Origin of the sequence: Nocardioides sp. zg-1308 (genome assembly GCF_013155375.1) — a bacterium.
Classification (GTDB): domain Bacteria; phylum Actinomycetota; class Actinomycetes; order Propionibacteriales; family Nocardioidaceae; genus Nocardioides; species Nocardioides renjunii.
The window spans coordinates 2,325,343-2,342,194 of the sequence record NZ_JABJQY010000002.1; the positions used below are offsets into that span (position 1 = coordinate 2,325,343).

The 16,852-nt window shown below is 74.0% G+C and carries 19 protein-coding genes; 11 read left to right on the forward strand and 8 right to left on the reverse strand.

From position 1 onward, the window contains the following. Entirely contained in the window at positions 1-864 is an 864-nt protein-coding gene (locus HN031_RS12960) for a ParA family protein (protein ID WP_172270480.1), read from the forward strand. Between the two features lie 25 nt (positions 865-889). Here HN031_RS12960 and HN031_RS12965 read toward each other — a convergent pair whose 3' ends face one another. Continuing rightward, positions 890-2,323 (reverse strand): DEAD/DEAH box helicase, encoded by a 1,434-nt coding sequence (locus tag HN031_RS12965; protein ID WP_322424706.1) that lies wholly within the window; start codon positions 2,321-2,323, stop codon positions 890-892. A 144-nt stretch (positions 2,324-2,467) separates the two neighbouring features. On the opposite strand from HN031_RS12965, the gene HN031_RS12970 reads away from it, so the two are divergent. Further along, a complete protein-coding gene (locus tag HN031_RS12970) occupies positions 2,468-3,142 on the forward strand; it encodes a ferritin-like fold-containing protein (RefSeq protein ID WP_172270482.1) in 675 nt (224 codons plus the stop codon). 89 nt (positions 3,143-3,231) lie between these two features. Here HN031_RS12970 and HN031_RS12975 read toward each other — a convergent pair whose 3' ends face one another. The 3 genes from HN031_RS12975 to HN031_RS12985 all read right to left on the reverse strand — a co-directional run bounded on the left by HN031_RS12975 (position 3,232) and on the right by HN031_RS12985 (position 4,568). Next, positions 3,232-3,516, reverse strand: coding sequence for a GlsB/YeaQ/YmgE family stress response membrane protein (locus HN031_RS12975; RefSeq protein WP_172270484.1), 285 nt, complete (start codon positions 3,514-3,516; stop codon positions 3,232-3,234). A 141-nt stretch (positions 3,517-3,657) separates the two neighbouring features. Beyond that, positions 3,658-3,876 carry a DUF3107 domain-containing protein gene (locus HN031_RS12980; protein ID WP_172270486.1) on the reverse strand — a complete coding sequence of 73 codons (219 nt, stop codon included), beginning with the start codon at positions 3,874-3,876 and terminating at the stop codon, positions 3,658-3,660. 104 nt (positions 3,877-3,980) lie between these two features. Next, positions 3,981-4,568, reverse strand: coding sequence for a TetR/AcrR family transcriptional regulator (locus HN031_RS12985; RefSeq protein ID WP_172271692.1), 588 nt, complete (start codon positions 4,566-4,568; stop codon positions 3,981-3,983). Between the two features lie 298 nt (positions 4,569-4,866). On the opposite strand from HN031_RS12985, the gene moeZ reads away from it, so the two are divergent. From moeZ to HN031_RS13025, 8 genes are read left to right on the forward strand one after another with little or no spacing between them, the layout of a single operon-like run. Beyond that, on the forward strand, positions 4,867-6,081 hold the full coding sequence (gene moeZ, locus HN031_RS12990; protein ID WP_322424705.1) for an adenylyltransferase/sulfurtransferase MoeZ: 1,215 nt from the start codon (positions 4,867-4,869) through the stop codon (positions 6,079-6,081). A gap of 56 nt (positions 6,082-6,137) precedes the next feature. Then, on the forward strand, positions 6,138-6,926 hold the full coding sequence (locus HN031_RS12995) for a DUF4129 domain-containing protein (protein WP_172270488.1): 789 nt from the start codon (positions 6,138-6,140) through the stop codon (positions 6,924-6,926). Next, positions 6,923-7,360, forward strand: coding sequence for a hypothetical protein (locus tag HN031_RS13000; RefSeq protein WP_172270489.1), 438 nt, complete (start codon positions 6,923-6,925; stop codon positions 7,358-7,360). Before HN031_RS12995 ends, HN031_RS13000 begins: the two co-directional genes overlap by 4 nt. After that, positions 7,353-8,330 (forward strand): MoxR family ATPase, encoded by a 978-nt coding sequence (locus HN031_RS13005; protein ID WP_172270490.1) that lies wholly within the window; start codon positions 7,353-7,355, stop codon positions 8,328-8,330. Before HN031_RS13000 ends, HN031_RS13005 begins: the two co-directional genes overlap by 8 nt. Then, a complete protein-coding gene (locus HN031_RS22360) occupies positions 8,327-9,601 on the forward strand; it encodes a DUF58 domain-containing protein (RefSeq protein WP_172270491.1) in 1,275 nt (424 codons plus the stop codon). Before HN031_RS13005 ends, HN031_RS22360 begins: the two co-directional genes overlap by 4 nt. Continuing rightward, positions 9,598-10,140 carry a hypothetical protein gene (locus HN031_RS13015; RefSeq protein WP_172270492.1) on the forward strand — a complete coding sequence of 181 codons (543 nt, stop codon included), beginning with the start codon at positions 9,598-9,600 and terminating at the stop codon, positions 10,138-10,140. The genes HN031_RS22360 and HN031_RS13015 overlap by 4 nt, the downstream gene beginning before the upstream one ends. Beyond that, positions 10,137-10,469 (forward strand): MGMT family protein, encoded by a 333-nt coding sequence (locus HN031_RS13020; protein WP_322424702.1) that lies wholly within the window; start codon positions 10,137-10,139, stop codon positions 10,467-10,469. Before HN031_RS13015 ends, HN031_RS13020 begins: the two co-directional genes overlap by 4 nt. A 5-nt stretch (positions 10,470-10,474) precedes the next feature. Then, positions 10,475-11,161, forward strand: a complete 687-nt coding sequence (locus tag HN031_RS13025; RefSeq protein WP_172270493.1) for a 1-acyl-sn-glycerol-3-phosphate acyltransferase — start codon at positions 10,475-10,477, stop codon at positions 11,159-11,161. A gap of 12 nt (positions 11,162-11,173) precedes the next feature. On the opposite strand, the gene HN031_RS13030 is transcribed toward HN031_RS13025, so the two are convergent. The 3 genes from HN031_RS13030 to HN031_RS22365 are packed head-to-tail and all read right to left on the reverse strand — an operon-like array spanning position 11,174 to position 14,848. Further along, positions 11,174-12,619: a DUF1116 domain-containing protein gene (locus HN031_RS13030; protein WP_172270494.1), complete on the reverse strand. Its 1,446-nt coding sequence runs from the start codon at positions 12,617-12,619 to the stop codon at positions 11,174-11,176. Further along, positions 12,619-14,124, reverse strand: coding sequence for an FdrA family protein (locus tag HN031_RS13035; protein WP_367650757.1), 1,506 nt, complete (start codon positions 14,122-14,124; stop codon positions 12,619-12,621). The genes HN031_RS13030 and HN031_RS13035 overlap by 1 nt, the downstream gene beginning before the upstream one ends. Before the next feature lie 10 nt (positions 14,125-14,134). Then, a complete protein-coding gene (locus HN031_RS22365) occupies positions 14,135-14,848 on the reverse strand; it encodes a DUF2877 domain-containing protein (protein ID WP_172270496.1) in 714 nt (237 codons plus the stop codon). A 102-nt stretch (positions 14,849-14,950) separates the two neighbouring features. Between HN031_RS22365 and HN031_RS13045 the strand changes: the two genes are divergently transcribed. Beyond that, positions 14,951-16,231 carry a CdaR family transcriptional regulator gene (locus tag HN031_RS13045; RefSeq protein WP_172270497.1) on the forward strand — a complete coding sequence of 427 codons (1,281 nt, stop codon included), beginning with the start codon at positions 14,951-14,953 and terminating at the stop codon, positions 16,229-16,231. A gap of 13 nt (positions 16,232-16,244) precedes the next feature. On the opposite strand, the gene HN031_RS13050 is transcribed toward HN031_RS13045, so the two are convergent. Further along, a complete protein-coding gene (locus HN031_RS13050; protein WP_172270499.1) occupies positions 16,245-16,706 on the reverse strand; it encodes a GNAT family N-acetyltransferase in 462 nt (153 codons plus the stop codon). Between the last annotated feature and the right edge of the window lie 146 nt (positions 16,707-16,852).

The window sequence follows — 16,852 nt, forward strand, 5'->3', positions numbered from 1 at the left end:
ATGAGCACCGAGAGCCGGGCCCTAGGCCCCGTGACGCTGGCCGTCGCCAACCAGAAGGGCGGCGTCGCCAAGACGACGTCCGTCGCCTCGATCGGTGCCGCCCTGGCCGAGCTGGGCCACCGCGTGCTGCTGGTCGACCTCGACCCGCAGGCGTGCCTCACCTTCTCCCTGGGCATCGACCCGGAGGACCTCGAGACGTCCGTGCACCACGTGCTGACCCAGGGCGTGGACCCGGCGGAGGTGATCCTCGAGACCGAGGACGGCGTCGACGTCCTGCCGGCGACCATCGAGCTGGCCCGCGCCGAGGCCGACCTGCTCACCCGCACCGGGCGCGAGCACGTCATCAAGGGCGCGCTCGAGCAGCTGGCCGAGGACCTCGCCGACTCCGACGAGGGACCCTACGACTGGGTCCTGCTGGACTGCCCGCCGTCGCTCGGCGTGCTCACGGTCGCCGCGCTCACCGCCGCCGACGGCGTGCTGGTGCCGCTGCAGTGCGAGACGCTCTCGCACCGCGGGGTCGGCCAGCTGCTCGACACCGTGCACGACGTACGCCGCTTCACCAACCGCGGCCTCGAGGTGTGGGGCGTGCTGCCGACGCTCTACGACGGCCGCACCAACCACGCCCGCACCGTGCTGGAGACGATCAGCGAGACCTACGACCTCGAGGTCGTCGAGCCGCCGATCCCCAAGACGATCAAGTTCGCCGAGGCGCCGGCAGCCGGACGGTCCATCCTGGCCACCAGCCGCAGCAGCAAGGGCGCCGCCGCCTACCGGCAGGTCGCCGAGAACCTGGTCGCCCGCGCCGCCCGGCCGAAGGCCGCACCGGCCCGGACGCGGAAGAAGGCCCCCGCGCGCGAGCGCTGAGGGCCTCCTCCGTCGAGCCGGTGGATCAGGCGTTCGGCGTCTCCACGCTGCTGCCGCCGCGGGTGCGGCGACGGCTGCGGTTGCGGCGGCGCGGGGCGTCACCGGAGGACTCGCCCGAGCCGGAGGTCGCGCCCGACCCCTCGCCGGAGCGCTGACCCGAGCGCTGGCCCTCGGAACGGCCGCCGGAGCGCTGGCCCTCGCCGGAGCGACGCTCGCGGGGAGCCCGCTCCTTCTTCTCGACCGGCGCCGGGTCGACGATGCGGCCCTTGGTGCCGGCCGGGATGCCCTGGTCGTGGAAGAGGTGCTCGGAGGTCGAGTAGGTCTCCTGCGGCTCGTCGAAGGGCAGGTCGAGCGTCTTGTTGATCATCTTCCAGCGGTGCAGGTCGGCCCAGTCCACGAAGGTGATCGCGGTGCCGGTGGCACCCGCGCGACCGGTGCGGCCGATGCGGTGGACGTAGGCCTTGTCGTCCTCGGGGCACGTGTAGTTGATGACGTGGGAGACGCCGCGCACGTCGATGCCGCGGGCGGCGACGTCGGTGCAGACGAGGACCTGGATCTTGTCCTCGCGGAAGCGGGCGAGCGCCTTCTCGCGGGCGACCTGCGCCATGTCGCCGTGGAGGGGGGAGGCGTTGAAGCCCCGCTCCTGCAGGTCCTCGGCGATGCGCTGCGCCTGACGCTTGGTGCGGGTGAAGACGATCATCTTCTCCGCGTCCTCGGCCTGCAGGACCCGGCCGATGATCTCGGGCTTGTCGAGGTCGTGGGCCTGGTAGATGAACTGCGCCGTGGCCGGGACCATGGTCGTGTCGTAGGACGACTCGGCGCGGATGTTCATCGGGTGGCGCATGTGGGTGCGGGCCAGCGCGACGATGGCCGCCGGCATGGTGGCCGAGAAGAGCATCGTCTGGCGGGTCTCGGGCGTCTTGGAGAGCAGCGTGATGACGTCGGGCAGGAAGCCGAGGTCGAGCATCTCGTCGGCCTCGTCGAGCACGAGCGCGTGCACGTGCGAGAGGTCGAGGGCCCGGCGGTTGGCCAGGTCGATGAGGCGACCCGGGGTGCCGACGACGATGTCGACGCCGGACTCGAGGGTCTCGAGCTGGGTGTCGTAGCCGACGCCGCCGTAGACGGTGAGGACCCGCAGGCCGAGGTCCTTGCTCGCGAGGTGCAGGTCGTTGGAGACCTGGAGCGCCAGCTCGCGGGTCGGGGCGACGATGAGCGCCTGCGGCTTGCCCTGCGGCATGTCGGCGTAGGCCGGGTCGCTGGGGGCCACGGAGCGCTGCAGCACCGGGATGCCGAAGGCGAGCGTCTTGCCGGTGCCCGTGCGGGCCTGGCCGATGAGGTCGGTGCCCAGGAGCGCGACCGAGAGGGTCATCTCCTGGATGGCGAAGGGGGTGGTGATGCCGGCGCGGTCGAGCGCGTCGCAGATCTTGGGCAGCACGCCCAGTTCACGGAAGGTGGTCACGAAGTGTCGCTTTCAGAGTCGGGTCGTCCCACGCGTTTGCGGTCAGCCCACTCCGATGAGGATCGCCGACCGCGCACATACAGGCGGCCACCGGACACGTTGTCGGCGGCTCGGTCGACATCATGCTATCGCTACGCTGCGCGCATGACTGAATCGCCCGACGAGGACTACCGCCTGGCCGCGATCGACCTCCTCGGAGCGATCGCCTACGGCGAGCTGTCCGCCTTCGAGCGGCTCGTCGAGGACGCCAAGATGGCGCCCGGCATCGACGACAAGATCGCCATCGGCGCGATGGCCACCGCCGAGTTCGGGCACCTGCAGAAGCTGGTCGGCCGGCTCGCAGAGCTCGGCGCCGACCCGGCGGAGGCGATGCAGGTCTTCCGCACGAGCTTCGACAGCTTCCACGCCCACACCGCGCCCTCGGACTACTACGAGGGGCTCATCAAGGCCTACGTCGGCGACGGCCTCGCCGCCGACTTCTACCGCGAGATCGCGGCCTACCTCGACGCCGAGACGCGCGAGGTCATCATCAGCTCGCTGGAGGACACCGGCCAGACGGCCTTCATCGTCGAGCGGGTGCGCGCCGGCATCGCCGAGGACCACCGGCTCGGCGGCCGGCTGGCGCTGTGGGGCCGGCGGCTGATGGGTGAGGCGCTCACCCAGGCCCAGCGCGTGGCCGGCGACCGCGACGCCCTCACCGCGCTGCTGGTCGGGGGAGTGGACCGCCCGGGCCTCGACCTGGCCGCGCTCGGGCGCATGTTCACGCGGCTCACCGAGCTGCACACCGATCGGATGGCCGAGCTCGGCCTCGAGGCCTGAGCCGCCAGCACGGACGAAGGGCCCCGCACCGGTCGGTGCGGGGCCCTTCGTGGTGAGCCGTGCGGACGTGCCGCGGGATCAGACCGGGGTCAGACCCGCGTGCGGCTGCCGCTGTTGCGTCCGGTCACCGTCGAGGCGATGACCACGAGGACGGCTGCGGTCACGACCGCGACGATCCAGCGGACCCAGTCGATGCCACCGGAGCCGTCGCCACCGAACAGCGAGTAGATCCAGTAGCCGAGCAGCACGCCACCGATGCCGCACAGGATCGTGAGCCAGATGGGGATGTTGTCCTTGTCGCCCGGGGCGACCAGCTTGCCGAGCAGCCCGATGATCGCTCCGATGACGATGAGGACGATGAGATCTACGACCATGATGGATCACCCTTTCTTTGTCACGAGCTCGTGACTGGAGTGCCGGCATCGTGTGCCGGCTCTTCACCCTGTTCCCCGTGTGGGAAGGACTAATCGTCCCGTCCCCCCGTAGGGATGAAGCGCTTCACCCCGGGTGGGGCCTCAGCGGAAGCCGACGGTGCTCGTGGTCGGCGAGCCGAGCTCGACGTAGGCGATCTTGTCCGCGGGCACGACCACGGCGCGGCCCTTGGTGTCGGCGAGCCGCAGCAGGCCGCCGGAGGACAGGGCCTCCGCGAAGTGGGTCTCGATGTCCTCGGGCGTGCTCTCGGTGTCGAGCACCAGCTCGCGCTGGGCGTTCTGCACGCCGATCTTGACCTCCACGTGGTGCTCCTTCAGCTGTCGTCCTGGTCTTAGCCAGGGATGTCGTGCGGGATTGTCGTTCGGGGGTGTGACCCGAGTGTGCCGGGTCGGTGGTCGCGACCTGCTCAGTGGTCGTCGGTCCTCGGGTAGCCCCGGATGCCGCGCCAGGCCAGGCCGGCGATCAGGGCGGCCGCGTCGTCCTGGGTGATCTCGCCACCGCCCGCGAGCCAGAACCGCGCGGAGACCTGCGCCATTCCCACCAGCGACACCGCGAGCAGCTCGGACGCCTCGTCGGGGAGGCCGGTGTCGGTGCGGATCACGTCGGCGATCATCGACGCGCACTCGGTGGTGACCCGGTCGACCCGCTCGCGCACGTCGGGCTCGCTGGTGAGGTCGGACTCGAAGACGAGGCGGAACGCACCCTCCTCCGAGGCGACGTAGCTGTAGAAGACCCGCATCGTCGCGGCGACGCGGTCCTTGTTGTCCGAGGTGGAGGCCAGCGCCTCGCGACAGTTGTCGATGATCATGTCGCAGGAGCTGTCGAGCAGCGCGAGGTAGAGGTCGAGCTTGCCGGGGAAGTGCTGGTAGAGCACCGGCTTGGAGACCCCGGCGCGCTCGGCGATGTCGTCCATCGCGGCGGCGTGGTAGCCCTGGGCCACGAAGACCTCGAGCGCGGACTCGAGGAGCTGGGCGCGACGCTCGCGGCGCGGCATCCGGCCGCCGCGCGGGCGCGGCGCGGTCTCGGACGTCGTGTCGGGCCTGCCTGCGCTCACGTGGTGCTCCTGGTGCTGCTGACGTTGCTCGGAGTCGGGTGGGGGTGGTTCGGGGAAGGGTGGGGGGAGCCTATCGGCAGCCGGGTCCGCGCCGAGCGACACGGTGCACGGGCGACGCTCGCGCCCGGCACCGGGTCCGGATGCCGGGACGTCGTACGGCGGGCCGGGGCGGCGGCGGGAACATGGAGGCGGTCCCGCAGGTTGTGCCGGGACCTGCCCGTCCCCCGAAGGAGTCACCGTGTCGCAGTCCTCGCCTCGACTGGCGCCGCTCGTCGAGCCGGCCGCCGAGCTCACCATCGACGAGGTCCGTCGCTACAGCCGCCACCTGATCATCCCCGACGTCGGGATGGCCGGGCAGAAGCGGCTCAAGAACGCCAAGGTGCTGGTCATCGGGGCCGGCGGCCTCGGCTCGCCGGCGCTGCTCTACCTCGCCGCGGCCGGCGTGGGCACCCTCGGGATCGCCGAGTTCGACACGGTCGACGAGTCCAACCTGCAGCGCCAGGTGATCCACGGCGTCAGTGACATCGACAAGCCCAAGGGTCAGTCGGCCAAGGAGTCGATCGCCGAGATCAACCCCTACGTCGAGGTCGTGCTGCACCCCGACCGGCTCGACAACGACAACGTGCTCGACGTGTTCCGCGGCTACGACCTCATCGTCGACGGCACCGACAACTTCGCCACGCGCTACATGGTCAACGACGCGGCGTACTTCCTCGGGATCCCCTACGTCTGGGGCTCGATCTACCGCTTCGACGGCCAGGCGTCGGTCTTCGCGCCGATGCTCGGCGAGGACCTGCCCTGCTACCGCTGCCTCTACCCCGAGCCGCCGCCGCCGGGCATGGTCCCCAGCTGCGCCGAGGGTGGCGTGCTGGGCGTGCTGTGCGCCTCGATCGGCTCCATCCAGGTCAACGAGGCCATCAAGCTCATCACCGGCATCGGCGAGCCGATCGCCGGCAAGCTGATGATCTACGACGCGCTGGAGATGGAGTACCGCAAGCTCAAGGTGCGCAAGGACCCGAGCTGCGCGCTGTGCGGCGAGAACCCGACCGTCACCGAGCTCATCGACTACGACGCCTTCTGCGGCGCGGTGTCCGACGAGGCCGCCGAGGCCGCCGCCGGGTCGACCATCTCGGTCGTCCAGCTCGAGCACATGCTCAAGGAGCGCGAGAACGGCGAGCGCGACTTCCTCCTCGTCGACGTCCGCGAGCCCAACGAGGCCGAGATCAACCACATCCCCGGCGCGGTCCTGATCCCCAAGGGCGAGTTCCTCAACGGCAACGCGCTCACCCAGCTGCCCAGCGACAAGCAGATCGTCATGCACTGCAAGTCGGGCGTGCGCTCCGCGGAGACCCTGGCGATCGTCAAGGGCGCGGGCTACGCCGACGCGGTGCACGTGGGCGGCGGCGTCGTGGCCTGGGTCAGCCAGATCGACCCCAGCCAGCCGACGTACTGACGCACCACTCGCCTGCACCACTCGCACGGCGCGACCCGCTCACCTAGGGTCGCGCCATGCGTGCGTTGCGAGACCTCCCGGCAGCGCGCGCGGTGCTGCTGGTGGCTGCGACGAGCCTGTTCATGGTGCTGGTCGCATGGGCCACGCTCATCGGGCCCGGCGAGGTCTTCACGGGTCCCGGCCGGATCGACCGGCCCGCGCCGACCCAGACGCGGACCTGCCTGCCCCTCGAGGTGGTGACCGGGGCCGACGGGACGACCACCGAGGAGGTGCCCGACAACCCCCGCGGCCTGCCGCTGTGCGAGCAGCCCGCCGGGGGCGAGGACCGCTCGGACCCGCCGCCGCGGTCCGACGCACCGCTCTGGCTGCAGGTGCTCGCCTGGGTCTTCCTGCTCGCCGTGCTGGCGGGGGTGCTCGCCGCCGCGGTCCTCGTCGTCCGCCTCGCCCGGGACCGGTCGGGCCCGCGCCGGCGCGAGCGCCGCGAGGCCGTCGAGTTCACCACGCTCGACGAGCCCGACCGGCTGGTGGAGGCGATCACCGAGGACGCCGCCGAGCAGGACGCGGTGCTCGGCACGGGTGACCCCCGCAACGCGATCGTCGCGGCGTGGCTGCGCTTCGAGGTGCAGGGCGCGTCCGCGGGTGTGGGGCGCAGGTCGTGGGAGACGTCCTCGGAGTACGCCCTCCGCATCCTCGACCTGGTCTCCGCCGACTCGGGGGCGGTCACCCGGCTGGCCGACCTCTACCGGGAGGCCCGCTTCTCCCAGCACCCGATCACCGAGGACCACCGCAGCCGTGCCCTCGAGGCGCTGGCCACGATCCGGCGCAGCCTGGAGGTGCGCACATGAGGCTGCCCGCCCCGTCGCGCCGGTGGCGCGGCCGGCTGCTCACCGGCGCCGTGGTCGCGGCGGTCGGCTACGGCTACGCGTTCCTGCTGCGCTTCGACCCGCAGCCGGTGCCGTACGTCGTGATGTCGGTCGTCGTCCTCGCCCTGGCGTGGCTGGTCCTCGACACCGCCGACGCCGAGACGGCGCAGTGGGTCTCGGTGATCCCGCGCACCGGCGACCGCGCCGACGAGGCCACCTCCGACCTGCGCGTGCTCACCAGCCACCAGCAGGCGCGGGCGCCCTCGGAGGCGCTGCGCGACCGGCTCGTGGCCCTGGCCCGGGGCCGCGACCCCGACCTCGGTGACGCGCTGCACGCCGAGCTCGAGCCCGACCGCCGGCTGTCGCCGGCGGAGATCGACCGGATCCTGACCCGAATCGAGGAAGCCCGTGACTGAGGCACCCGTCCACCCGTCGGCCGTCGCGCCGTTCGCCGAGCGCGTCCTGGACGAGGTCGGCCGCGCCGTCGTCGGCAAGCGGGAGGCGCTGACGCTGGTGCTCGCCGGCGTGCTCGCCAAGGGCCACGTGCTGCTCGAGGACTTCCCGGGGCTCGGCAAGACGCTCGCGGCGCGCTCGCTGGCCGGCGCCCTCGGCCTGCAGTTCGCGCGGGCCCAGTTCACCCCCGACCTGCTGCCGGCCGACCTGACCGGCTCCTACGTCTACGACCAGCGCCGCGCCGAGTTCGACTTCCGGCCGGGCCCGGTCTTCGCCGGCCTGCTGCTGGCCGACGAGATCAACCGAACGCCGCCCAAGACCCAGGCCGCCCTCCTGGAGGCGATGCAGGAGGGACAGGTCACCGTCGAGGGCCAGACCCACCGGCTGCCCAGCCCGTTCCACGTCCTCGCCACCGCCAACCCCGTGGAGTACGAGGGCACCTACCCGCTCCCGGAGGCCCAGCTCGACCGCTTCCTGCTCCGCGTCGGCTTCGGCTACCCCAGCGCCGGCGAGGAGTACGACGTGCTGCGCCGTCGCCTCGACCGCCAGCGCGAGGAGGTCGACATCGCGCAGGTGACCGACGCCGCCGGGCTCGCGGCCGTGCAGGCCGCCGTCGAGCGGGTCTCGGTCGACGAGTCCGTGGCCCGCTACTGCGTCGACCTGGTCGCAGCGACCCGCGTGCACGCCGACGTGCTCACCGGGGCCTCGCCGCGCGGCAGCCTCGGCCTGGTCCTCACCGCCCGCGCCTGGGCGGCGATCCGGGGTCGCGACTTCGTGGTGCCCGAGGACGTCAAGGTGGTCGCTCGGGCGGTGCTGTCGCACCGGATCACGGTCAAGCCGGAGCTCTGGATGACCCAGGCCTCGGGCGCCCGGGTGGTCGACTCGGTGCTCGGCACCGTCGCGACGCCCCGCACGCTGGAGTCGCCGCGGTGACGCCCTGGCGGCCGACGCCGTCGCTCGTCCGGTCGTGCCTGCTCGCCCTCGGCGGCCTCGCCGGTGGCGTCGTGGCCGGCCTGGACGTGCTGGTGGTGCTGGCCGCCCCGTTCGTGGTCCTGGCCGCGGCGGGCGTGCTCGGCCGCCCCCGGCACCTGCCCCGGGTCGCCAGCGAGATCGACCACCACCGGCTCCACGAGGGCCAGGGCACCGCGTCACGGCTGGTGGTCGACGACCTCACCGGCGTCGAGCACGTCACCCGGGTCGCCGCCCCGGCGCCGCACGTGGCCACCCGGCCGACGTACGGCGCCTCCGGGGCCCTCGTGGCCGACGGCCTCCCCGTGGTCGAGCTCAGCCCGCGCCGGTGGGGTCGCCGCGTCATCGGCGCCGAGCGGGTGGCGCTGACGGGCCCGTGGGCCGGCTGGCGCTGGGGTCCGACCGACCTGCCCGAGCACGGGCTGTTCGTGCTGCCGCAGACCGCGCCGTACGACAGCCGCGCGGAGGTGCCGCAGCCCGACGGCCTCGTCGGCCGGCACCGTTCCCGCCGCCTCGGCAGCGGCACCGAGTTCGAGGGCATCCGGCAGTTCGCCGCCGGTGACCGGCTCAAGCGGATCACGTGGCCGGTGTCCCTGCGCACCGGCGAGCTCCACGTCATCACCACCCGCGCCGAGCAGGACGCCGGCGTGTGGCTGGTCGTCGACGGGCTGCGCGACATCGGCGCCTCGGGCGGCATCGACGGGGAGGCGAGCTCGCTCGACCTCACGGTGCGCGCGGCCGCCGCGCTGGCCGAGCACCACATCCGCACCGGCGACCGCGTCGGCCTGCTCGTCGTGTCCTCCGACCGCGCGCGGGTGCCCCTCGGCTCCGGCCCGCGGCACCTGCACCGGCTCGAGGGCACACTGGCCCGGATCCGCACCGACGCGCGCAGCAAGCCGCCGTCCCGGCTCGACCTCGGCGCGGGAGCCGGCAGCGTCGTCCACGTCCTGTCGCCGATGCTCTTCACCCCGCTCGTGACGGCGACCGCGGGCCTGCAGCGCCGCGGTGCGTCCGTGGTCGTCATCGACACGCTCGGCGACCGGACGACGGGGCAGGACCGCCTCGCCCTGCCCAGCCTGGCCGCCCGGATGCAGAAGATCGAGCGCGACGACCGGCTGCGCCAGCTCGCGGCGCTCGGGTGCCCGGTCGTCCCGTGGCGCGGGCCGGGGACCCTCGACACCGTCCTGCACCAGCTGGCGCGGCGCGCCCAGGTGCCGAAGGTCCGGTCGCGGTGAGCACCGAGCAGAGCACCGCGGACGGGATCGTCGCGAGGATCCTCCCGCCCGGCGCCGCCCGGTCGGGACTGGCGCTGCGCACGGTCCTGTTCCTCCTGCCCTGCGCGGCCCTGGCGGTGGCACTGCCGGAGGTGCCGAACCTGGTCGTGGTCGCCCTGGTCGTCGCGTGCTCGGCCCGGTGGGCGGGCACCCCCGACCACGTCGCGGGAGCGGTCGCGCTGCTCCTCGTCGCCGGCTGGTGGGCGGCGCACGGGGTGGTGGACTGGCGCGTCCTCGTGGTGGCGGTCCTCCTCGTCGCGGCCCACGTCGTCGCGACGGTGCTCGCGCACGGACCGGTCACGTTGCCGGTCGACGCCGGCCTCGCCCGGCTGTGGACGCGGCGCGCGCTCCTCGCGCTGGTGCCGATGCCCGTCACGTGGCTCGCCGTGCGCGGGCTCGACGCCGACCTGGCGCCCCCGTGGTTGTGGACCGCGGCGGCCGTCGCGACGGCGGTCCTGCTCGCGGTCACCGCCCGCTTCACCCAGCCGGAGCCCGAGTGACGACCGAGGAGGAGCGCGAGCTCTATGCCGAGCTGGTGCTGCGGTGCGCGGAGTCGGTGCCGCGCGGGCGCGCGACGACGTACGGGGCGATCGCCGACGTGGTGGGCGAGCGGCTGGGTCGCGGCGGTCCCCGGCTGGTCGGGTCGGTGCTGGCCCGCCACGGCGGGGGAGTGCCGTGGTGGCGCGTGGTGCGGGCCGACGGCTCGCTGCCGCCCTCGCACGACGAGGAGGCGCGCCAGGCCTACCTCGAGGAGGGCACGCCGCTGCGGGCGAGCGGCGCGGTCGACCTGGGACGCGCGTTCGCCCGGCCGAGCCTCGGGGCACAATGACCCGCATGCTCTACACGGTCGCGCACGGAGTCATCCCCCCGGTGGCGCGCGCCGTGTGGCGCCCGACGGTCGAGGGGCTGCACCACATGCCCTCGACCGGCCCGGTGATCGTGGCCAGCAACCACCTGTCCTTCTTCGACAGCGTGGTGATCCCCGTCGTGGTGCCCCGCAAGGTGGTGTTCCTGGCGAAGTCCGACTACTTCACCGGCACTGGCGTCAAGGGCACGCTGACGCGGGTGTGGTTCGAGGGGCTGGGCATGCTGCCCGTCGACCGCGACGACACCAAGGCGGCGATCGCCAGCCTCGACACCGCGCTGGAGGTGCTGCGGCGCGGCGAGGCCTTCGGCATCTACCCCGAGGGCACCCGCTCCCGCGACGGCCGGCTCTACCGGGGCCGCACGGGCGTGGCCCACCTCGCCCTGACCGCAAGCTGCCCGGTCGTGCCGGTCGGGCTGAGCGGCACCGAGGACATCCAGCCCGTCGGGACCAACCGGCCCCGACTGGGCAAGGTGGAGGTCACCGTGCGGTTCGGCGCGCCCATCACGGTCGGGAGCGAGTACGACGGCGTGCCGACCGGTCGCGCGCGCCGCGACCTCACCGACCGGATCATGGGCGCCATCGGTGAGCTGACCGGTCAGCAGCCCGCCGGCGTCTACAACGAGCGTCCGGCCGAGGCGCAGGACCCGTCCTAGAGCCGACCGCCGTCAGGCCCCCGCCCCGGGCGTGCGCGCGGCGAGCGCGGCCAGCGCCTGCGGGAAGATCTCTGCCGGCGGGGTGACCAGGCCGGCGCCGACCTGGCCCACGCCCGCCACGCGACCGGCCATGCCGGTGTTGATCTGGGGCAGGATGCCGGTGCGGCAGACCTTGCTCACGTCGATGCCGGTCGGGGTGCCCTGGAACTCCAGGACGGGCACGGACCACCGCGGGTTCTCGGCGAGGGTGATCTCGTGCATCCGGCGGGTGGTCGCGAGCGCGTCGGGCACCGACCCGCCGACGAGGCGGACGATCGCGGGTGCGGTGGCCATCGCGAAGCCGCCGATGCCGGCGGTCTCGGTGATCGCGGAGTCGCCGATGTCGGCGTTGGCGTCGTCGGGGCCGTAGTCGCCGAGGAACAGCCCCTCGGCCACCTGCGCGGGACCGGTGAACCACTCGTCGCCGGTGCCCGAGACCTGGATACCGAAGTCGGTGCCGTTGCGGGCCATCGCCACGACCATCGTCGAGCCGGGGATGTCGCGCCCGGCGTCGAGGGCCAGCTTGCAGGCCGGCATCGCGAGGTTGAGGAAGAAGTGGTCGTTGCCGCCGACGAAGCGCAGCGCCTCGGCCACGTCCGAGCCGTCGAACCCGGCGTCGGCACCGCTGGCGACCATCGCCGGAGCGAGGTCGCGCAGCAGCATCAGCGTGCCGGCGCGGTTGCGGTTGTGGGCCTCGTCGCCCATCTGCAGCATCTGGGTGAGGATGCCGGTCACGTCGACCGGCCCGGACTCCGCCACGACCGCCCGGGTCGAGGCCTGCAGCAGCGGGCCCAGGACCTCGCCCATCCAGCGCAGCCGGGCGAGCACCTCGGGTCCGTAGGCGCCGTAGCGCAGGACCTTGCCGAGGCCCTCGTTGAGCGAGCAGTAGGTGCGCCGGCCCGTGGTGCCGTCCTCGAGCACCCACATCCACATCGAGGGGGTGACGACGCCGGCCATCGGTCCGACGGCGCTGCGGTGGTGGCAGGGCTCCAGGCTCACGGAGCTGCCGGACTCGAAGAGCGCGACCGCGTCCTCGGGGTCGGTTACGAGGCCCTCGAGCGCCGCACCCCCCATGAGGGCGCCGCGCAGGGGACCGGACGCCCGGTCCCAGCCGATCGGCGGGCCGGCGTGGAGGAACTGGCCCGGCTCGAGGCCGAGGACCTCGGACGCCGGGGCGACGTCGACGAGGGTGGCGGTCACGCCGAGCACCGCCTCGACCGCGCGGCGGTTGGCGTCCGGGCGGCGCGGGTCGGTGGCGACCGCGGCGAGGTCCGCCTCGGTGCCGGGCATCGGCGGCCGCCAGTCGACGCGCTCCACGCCGACGGCCTGGCCCGCGACCGCCTCGGCGAACATGTCGGCACCGCAGGTGACGACCGTGGGACCGGTGGCCCCGGGGGTGACGACGGTGGGTTCGCTCATCACGACGCCTCCAGCTGGCTGAGCAGGTCGAGCGCGCGGCGGGTGGCCGCGGCGTTGGACAGGTGCACCTCGGCGCCGGCCGCGACGAGCGCGTCGCGCTGGGCGGTGAGGCCCTGCGGGTCGAGGTCGGTGCCGACCAGGCTGACGACCACCGGGACGGGCCGGTCTGCGCGCGCCGCCGCGATGGCGGGCGCGAGACCCGCCGCCGGGTCGGGCTCGGCGCCGTGGCCGAGCACGAGGTCGAGCAGCAGGACGCCGGTCGCGGGGTCGGCCGCCGCGCGGGCCAGCTGCTCGTTGCGCAGCGTGGGGTCGATCATCGGGTGCGCCCGGCCCTGGGTGAGGGCGTCGTCGCCGAAGTCGACCATCGTGTGGGTGTCCACGAGCAGCTCGTCGGGCGCCAGGGCGAGGTCGTCGGCGAGCGGGATGTTGCTGCGGATCGGGCCAAGGGCCTCGGTCGCCATCAGCATGGACTCGTCGCAGAGGGTGCCGCCGACGAAGAGCCCACGCAGCAGCGGTCCCGTGGCGGCACCGGTGTTGTGCGCGCCGGCGACCGGCCACTGCGGGGCGTCGTGGCCGAGGCGGGCGAGGACGGCCTCGGCGACCGCGGTGAGGTCGCGCTGACCGGGTCCGAGCAGGCCCAGCTCGACGGGCGTGCCGAGGGCCTCGGCCTCCGTCGCGAGGGCGTCGGCGACCTCGGGCGCCGGTGGCTTGGAGACGACCACGACCAGGTCGACGTCGGCGTCGGCGTCCAGCCGGCGCAGCGCCTCGCGGGTCGCGAGCCCGCCCACCGCGGCGGACAGGTCGCGCCCGCCGACGCCGAGCGCGTGGCGCACGCCGACGCCGTCGCTGCCGTGGGCCGCCAGCTCCTCACCGGCGTGGTGCAGCAGCGCCAGCAGCTGCTGGCAGCCCGTGCCGGAGGCGGCGACGAGGCCGATGCGCCCGGGGCGCACCGTGTTGGCGAAGCCGAGGCCGACGCCGTCGATGACCGCGGTCCCGCAGTCGGGACCCATCACGATCGCGCCGCGCGTGGCGGCGTACGTCTTGAGGGCGACCTCCTCGGCGACCGGGACGTTGTCGCTGAAGACCATCACGTCGTGGCCGGACTCGAGGGCGTCCATCGCCTCGACCGTCGCGCTCGCGCCGGGCACCGAGACGAGGGCGACGGCGCCCGGGCCGGCGTGCCGCAGCGCCGACCCCGTGGTCCGCGGCGGCGCCACCCGGCTGTCGCCGGAGCCGGGCCGGGTGGGGACGAGGGCGGCATCGACGGCCGCGAGCGCGGCGCCCAGCTCGGCGTCGTCATCGAGGCGCAGCGCGACCACCATGTCGTTGGGCGAGGACCCCGGCACGTCGAAGCCCATGCCGGCGAGCACCTCGAGGTTGAGCCCGGTGGCCATCGCCACCTGCGCGGCCACCACGCCCGGCGTGGCCTGCACCGCGCGGCTCACCTGCAGCAGGGTGACGGAGTCGGCGTACGCGCCGGGGCGGAGCTCGACGTGGTCCTTCACGACTGGTCCTTCATGCGGCCCTCCCGGGGCGGTCGGTGGAGACGGAGGCCAGGGCGAGCCCGGCTCCGGCGAGGAGGCCGGCGCCCGAGGTGGCGCCGACGGCGAGCAGGGCATCGGTGGCGGCGGCGGTGGGGTCGGCCAGCCACGCGGCGAGCTCGGGCAGCGCCTCCCCGCGGAGCGCGCAGTCGAGCAGCGTGGCGGACAGGAGCGTGGTGACGCCCAGCCGCCGGCGGAGGTCCGCGACGAGCGCCGGGTCGGGGAGGCCGAGGGCCGCCCGGGTGAGGAACCACCCGGCGAGCACGTCGTCGCCGAGCGGGGTCAACCCCGGGCCGCGCCCGAGCAGCCGGTCGACGTGCGCGGGGGTGAGCCGGCCGTCGGCAGGGAGGTCCCAGCCGTACGCCGTCACCGCGGCCGGTGTGGGCGGGACGACGTCGTGGCGCCCGACGCGGGCGACGCCGGGGTCGGCGAGGCGCACCACCCGGAGCTCCTGGTCGCCGACCACCAGCGTCCCGCCGTGCACCGCCACGGGCAGCCCGGCGAGGTGCGCGAGGTCGGGCAGCGTCGACCACACGGCGCACGGCACCCGGGTCGCCGTGGCGGACACCAGGCCGACGCACCAGCCGTCGAGGTCGACGTAGACGCCGGTCGCGCTCGCGTGCAGCACGCGGCGGGGTCCGTCGTGGGCCGCGGCCAGCCGCGACCGCACGCGGGTCGGTGCAGCCACCGGAACCTGGCGGGCGATCACTCCCCAGACGCTAGCGGCACGTGACAGACTCGCGAATGTGAGAACTTGTCAGCGCAGGGGGCAGATGTGGGCCAAGACTTGATGAACGACCCGGAGGCGGTGGCGGCGCTCGAGCGCGCCGACGCGCTGCACACGGCGCTGACCCACATCGTGCTCGAGGGCGGCGACCTGGCCGCGATCGCCGAGGCCGTCGGCGACGCGCTGGGCTGCGGCGTCGTCTTCACCTCGACCGACGGCCGGGAGCGCGCCGCCCACCTCGACGAGGCGCAGCGCGAGTCGCTGGCGGCCGCCGACCTGCTCGACCCGACCGGTCGCCTGCGCGTCGAGCGGATCGACCCCGACGGCACCGCCGTGGGCGAGGGGGAGGCGCTCGTGCGCCGCGTCGTGGCCGCCGGCGTCGACCTGGCGCGGCTCGTCGCGCTGCGCCCGGACGGCACCATCCACTCCTCCGACGTGCACGCCCTGGAGCGGGCGGCGATCGTGGCGGCGCTGCTCGTCACGCGCGTCGAGGCGATCACCGCGGTGGAGAACAAGTACCGCGGCGACTTCCTCCGCGACGTGTTCCTCGGCCGCGCCGGCGAGGAGGACTACGTCGCCGAGCACGCCCAGGCCTTCGGCTGGCACCTCGACCGCCCGGTCCTGGTGGTGGTCGCGGTCCTCGACCCCGACGCGATCGCCGCCCTCGGGCCGGACCCGGAGGAGCGCCGCGCGTGGCAGGACCGGTTCGCGCAGGCCTGGCGCCAGGTCGCCGCGACGGTCGACGGCAGCATCGCGTCGGTCGCGTTCAGCCGCGAGGTGGTCACGCTGGTCCCGGTCGGCACCCCGGTCGGGAGCGCTCCCGGTGGCCCGGGCGGCGGAGTGGGGGACCACGGCGCGGTCGACCGGATCATCGAGGCGGTCCGCGGCGACCGCGGCGGCGGCCGGGTCGCGTTCTCGGCCGGCGTCAGCCGCGTCGCGAACGGCCTCGGCGACCTTCCCGAGGCGTTCCGCCAGGCTCAGCGAGCCGTCGAGATCGGCCGTCGGGTGCACGGCGGGGGATCGGTCACCCGCTTCGACCAGCTCGGCCTGCACCGGCTCCTCGCGCTCGTGCCCGACAGCGCCGAGCTGACCTCGTTCGCCGCCGACGTCCTCGGTCCGCTGGCCGAGCGCACGCCGGAGGCGGCCGACCTGCGCGAGACGCTGCAGGTGCTGCTCGACACCAACTTCAACGTGGCCGAGGCGGCCCGCGCCCAGTTCTTCCACTACAACACGATGCGCTACCGCGTCGGCAAGCTGCAGCGCCTCCTCGGCCCCGTCGCCAGCGACCCGCACCTGCGCCTCGACGTGGCCGTCGCGCTGCGCGCGCTGGAGATCGTGGGCTAGCGCGGCAGCGCCCTCAGGCCAGCGGCTTCTCGTAGAACACCCGCGTGAAGCCGTGCTCGGTCGTGCGGTGGGTCTCGGTGTAGCCGAGGCGCGTGTAGAGCCGCTGGTTCTCGAGCATCGTCTCGTGGGTGTAGAGCCGGATCCGGTGCAGGCCGTGCGCCAGCGCCCGCGACTCCGCCAGGTCGAGGAGCCTCCGTCCGTGGCCCCGGCCGTGGTGGTCCGGCGGCACCGCGACGTTCTCGAGCAGCATCGTGTCGGGCTCGGGGACCAGGATGAGGAAGCCCACGACCTCGCCGTCGACGGTCGCGACCCACGCCTCGGAGCCCTCGACCGCGCCGGCGTAGTCGGTCTCCATGGGCCCGGGACGCAGCCCGCCCATCCGCGCGACGTAGGGCGAGTACGCCGCCTCGGCGATCTGCTGCAGCGCCGGGACGTCCGCGGCCGTCGCGCGGCGGAGCTCGGTGTCGGCGGTCATGTGGGCATTGTCGTACGTCGGGTGGACCCGCGGAATAACTTGTCATCGACCCCGGCGTTCCTTCGGCAGATGTCGCCAGTGAGGGTGTGTGATGTGGCGCACTAGTTTGTGGCTTCTCGGGTACACATCCCCGCCGAACTGGAGGC

Coding starts and splice junctions, on each gene's coding strand:
- HN031_RS12960 (WP_172270480.1), top strand. CDS start 1: ATGAGCACCGAGAGCCGGGCCCTAGGCCCCGTGACGCTGGCCGTCGCC.
- HN031_RS12970 (WP_172270482.1), top strand. CDS start 2,468: ATGACTGAATCGCCCGACGAGGACTACCGCCTGGCCGCGATCGACCTC.
- HN031_RS12975 (WP_172270484.1), bottom strand. CDS start 3,516: ATGGTCGTAGATCTCATCGTCCTCATCGTCATCGGAGCGATCATCGGG.
- HN031_RS12985 (WP_172271692.1), bottom strand. CDS start 4,568: ATGCCGCGCCGCGAGCGTCGCGCCCAGCTCCTCGAGTCCGCGCTCGAG.
- HN031_RS12995 (WP_172270488.1), top strand. CDS start 6,138: ATGCGTGCGTTGCGAGACCTCCCGGCAGCGCGCGCGGTGCTGCTGGTG.
- HN031_RS13000 (WP_172270489.1), top strand. CDS start 6,923: ATGAGGCTGCCCGCCCCGTCGCGCCGGTGGCGCGGCCGGCTGCTCACC.
- HN031_RS13025 (WP_172270493.1), top strand. CDS start 10,475: ATGCTCTACACGGTCGCGCACGGAGTCATCCCCCCGGTGGCGCGCGCC.
- HN031_RS13030 (WP_172270494.1), bottom strand. CDS start 12,619: ATGAGCGAACCCACCGTCGTCACCCCCGGGGCCACCGGTCCCACGGTC.
- HN031_RS13045 (WP_172270497.1), top strand. CDS start 14,951: ATGAACGACCCGGAGGCGGTGGCGGCGCTCGAGCGCGCCGACGCGCTG.
- HN031_RS13050 (WP_172270499.1), bottom strand. CDS start 16,706: ATGACCGCCGACACCGAGCTCCGCCGCGCGACGGCCGCGGACGTCCCG.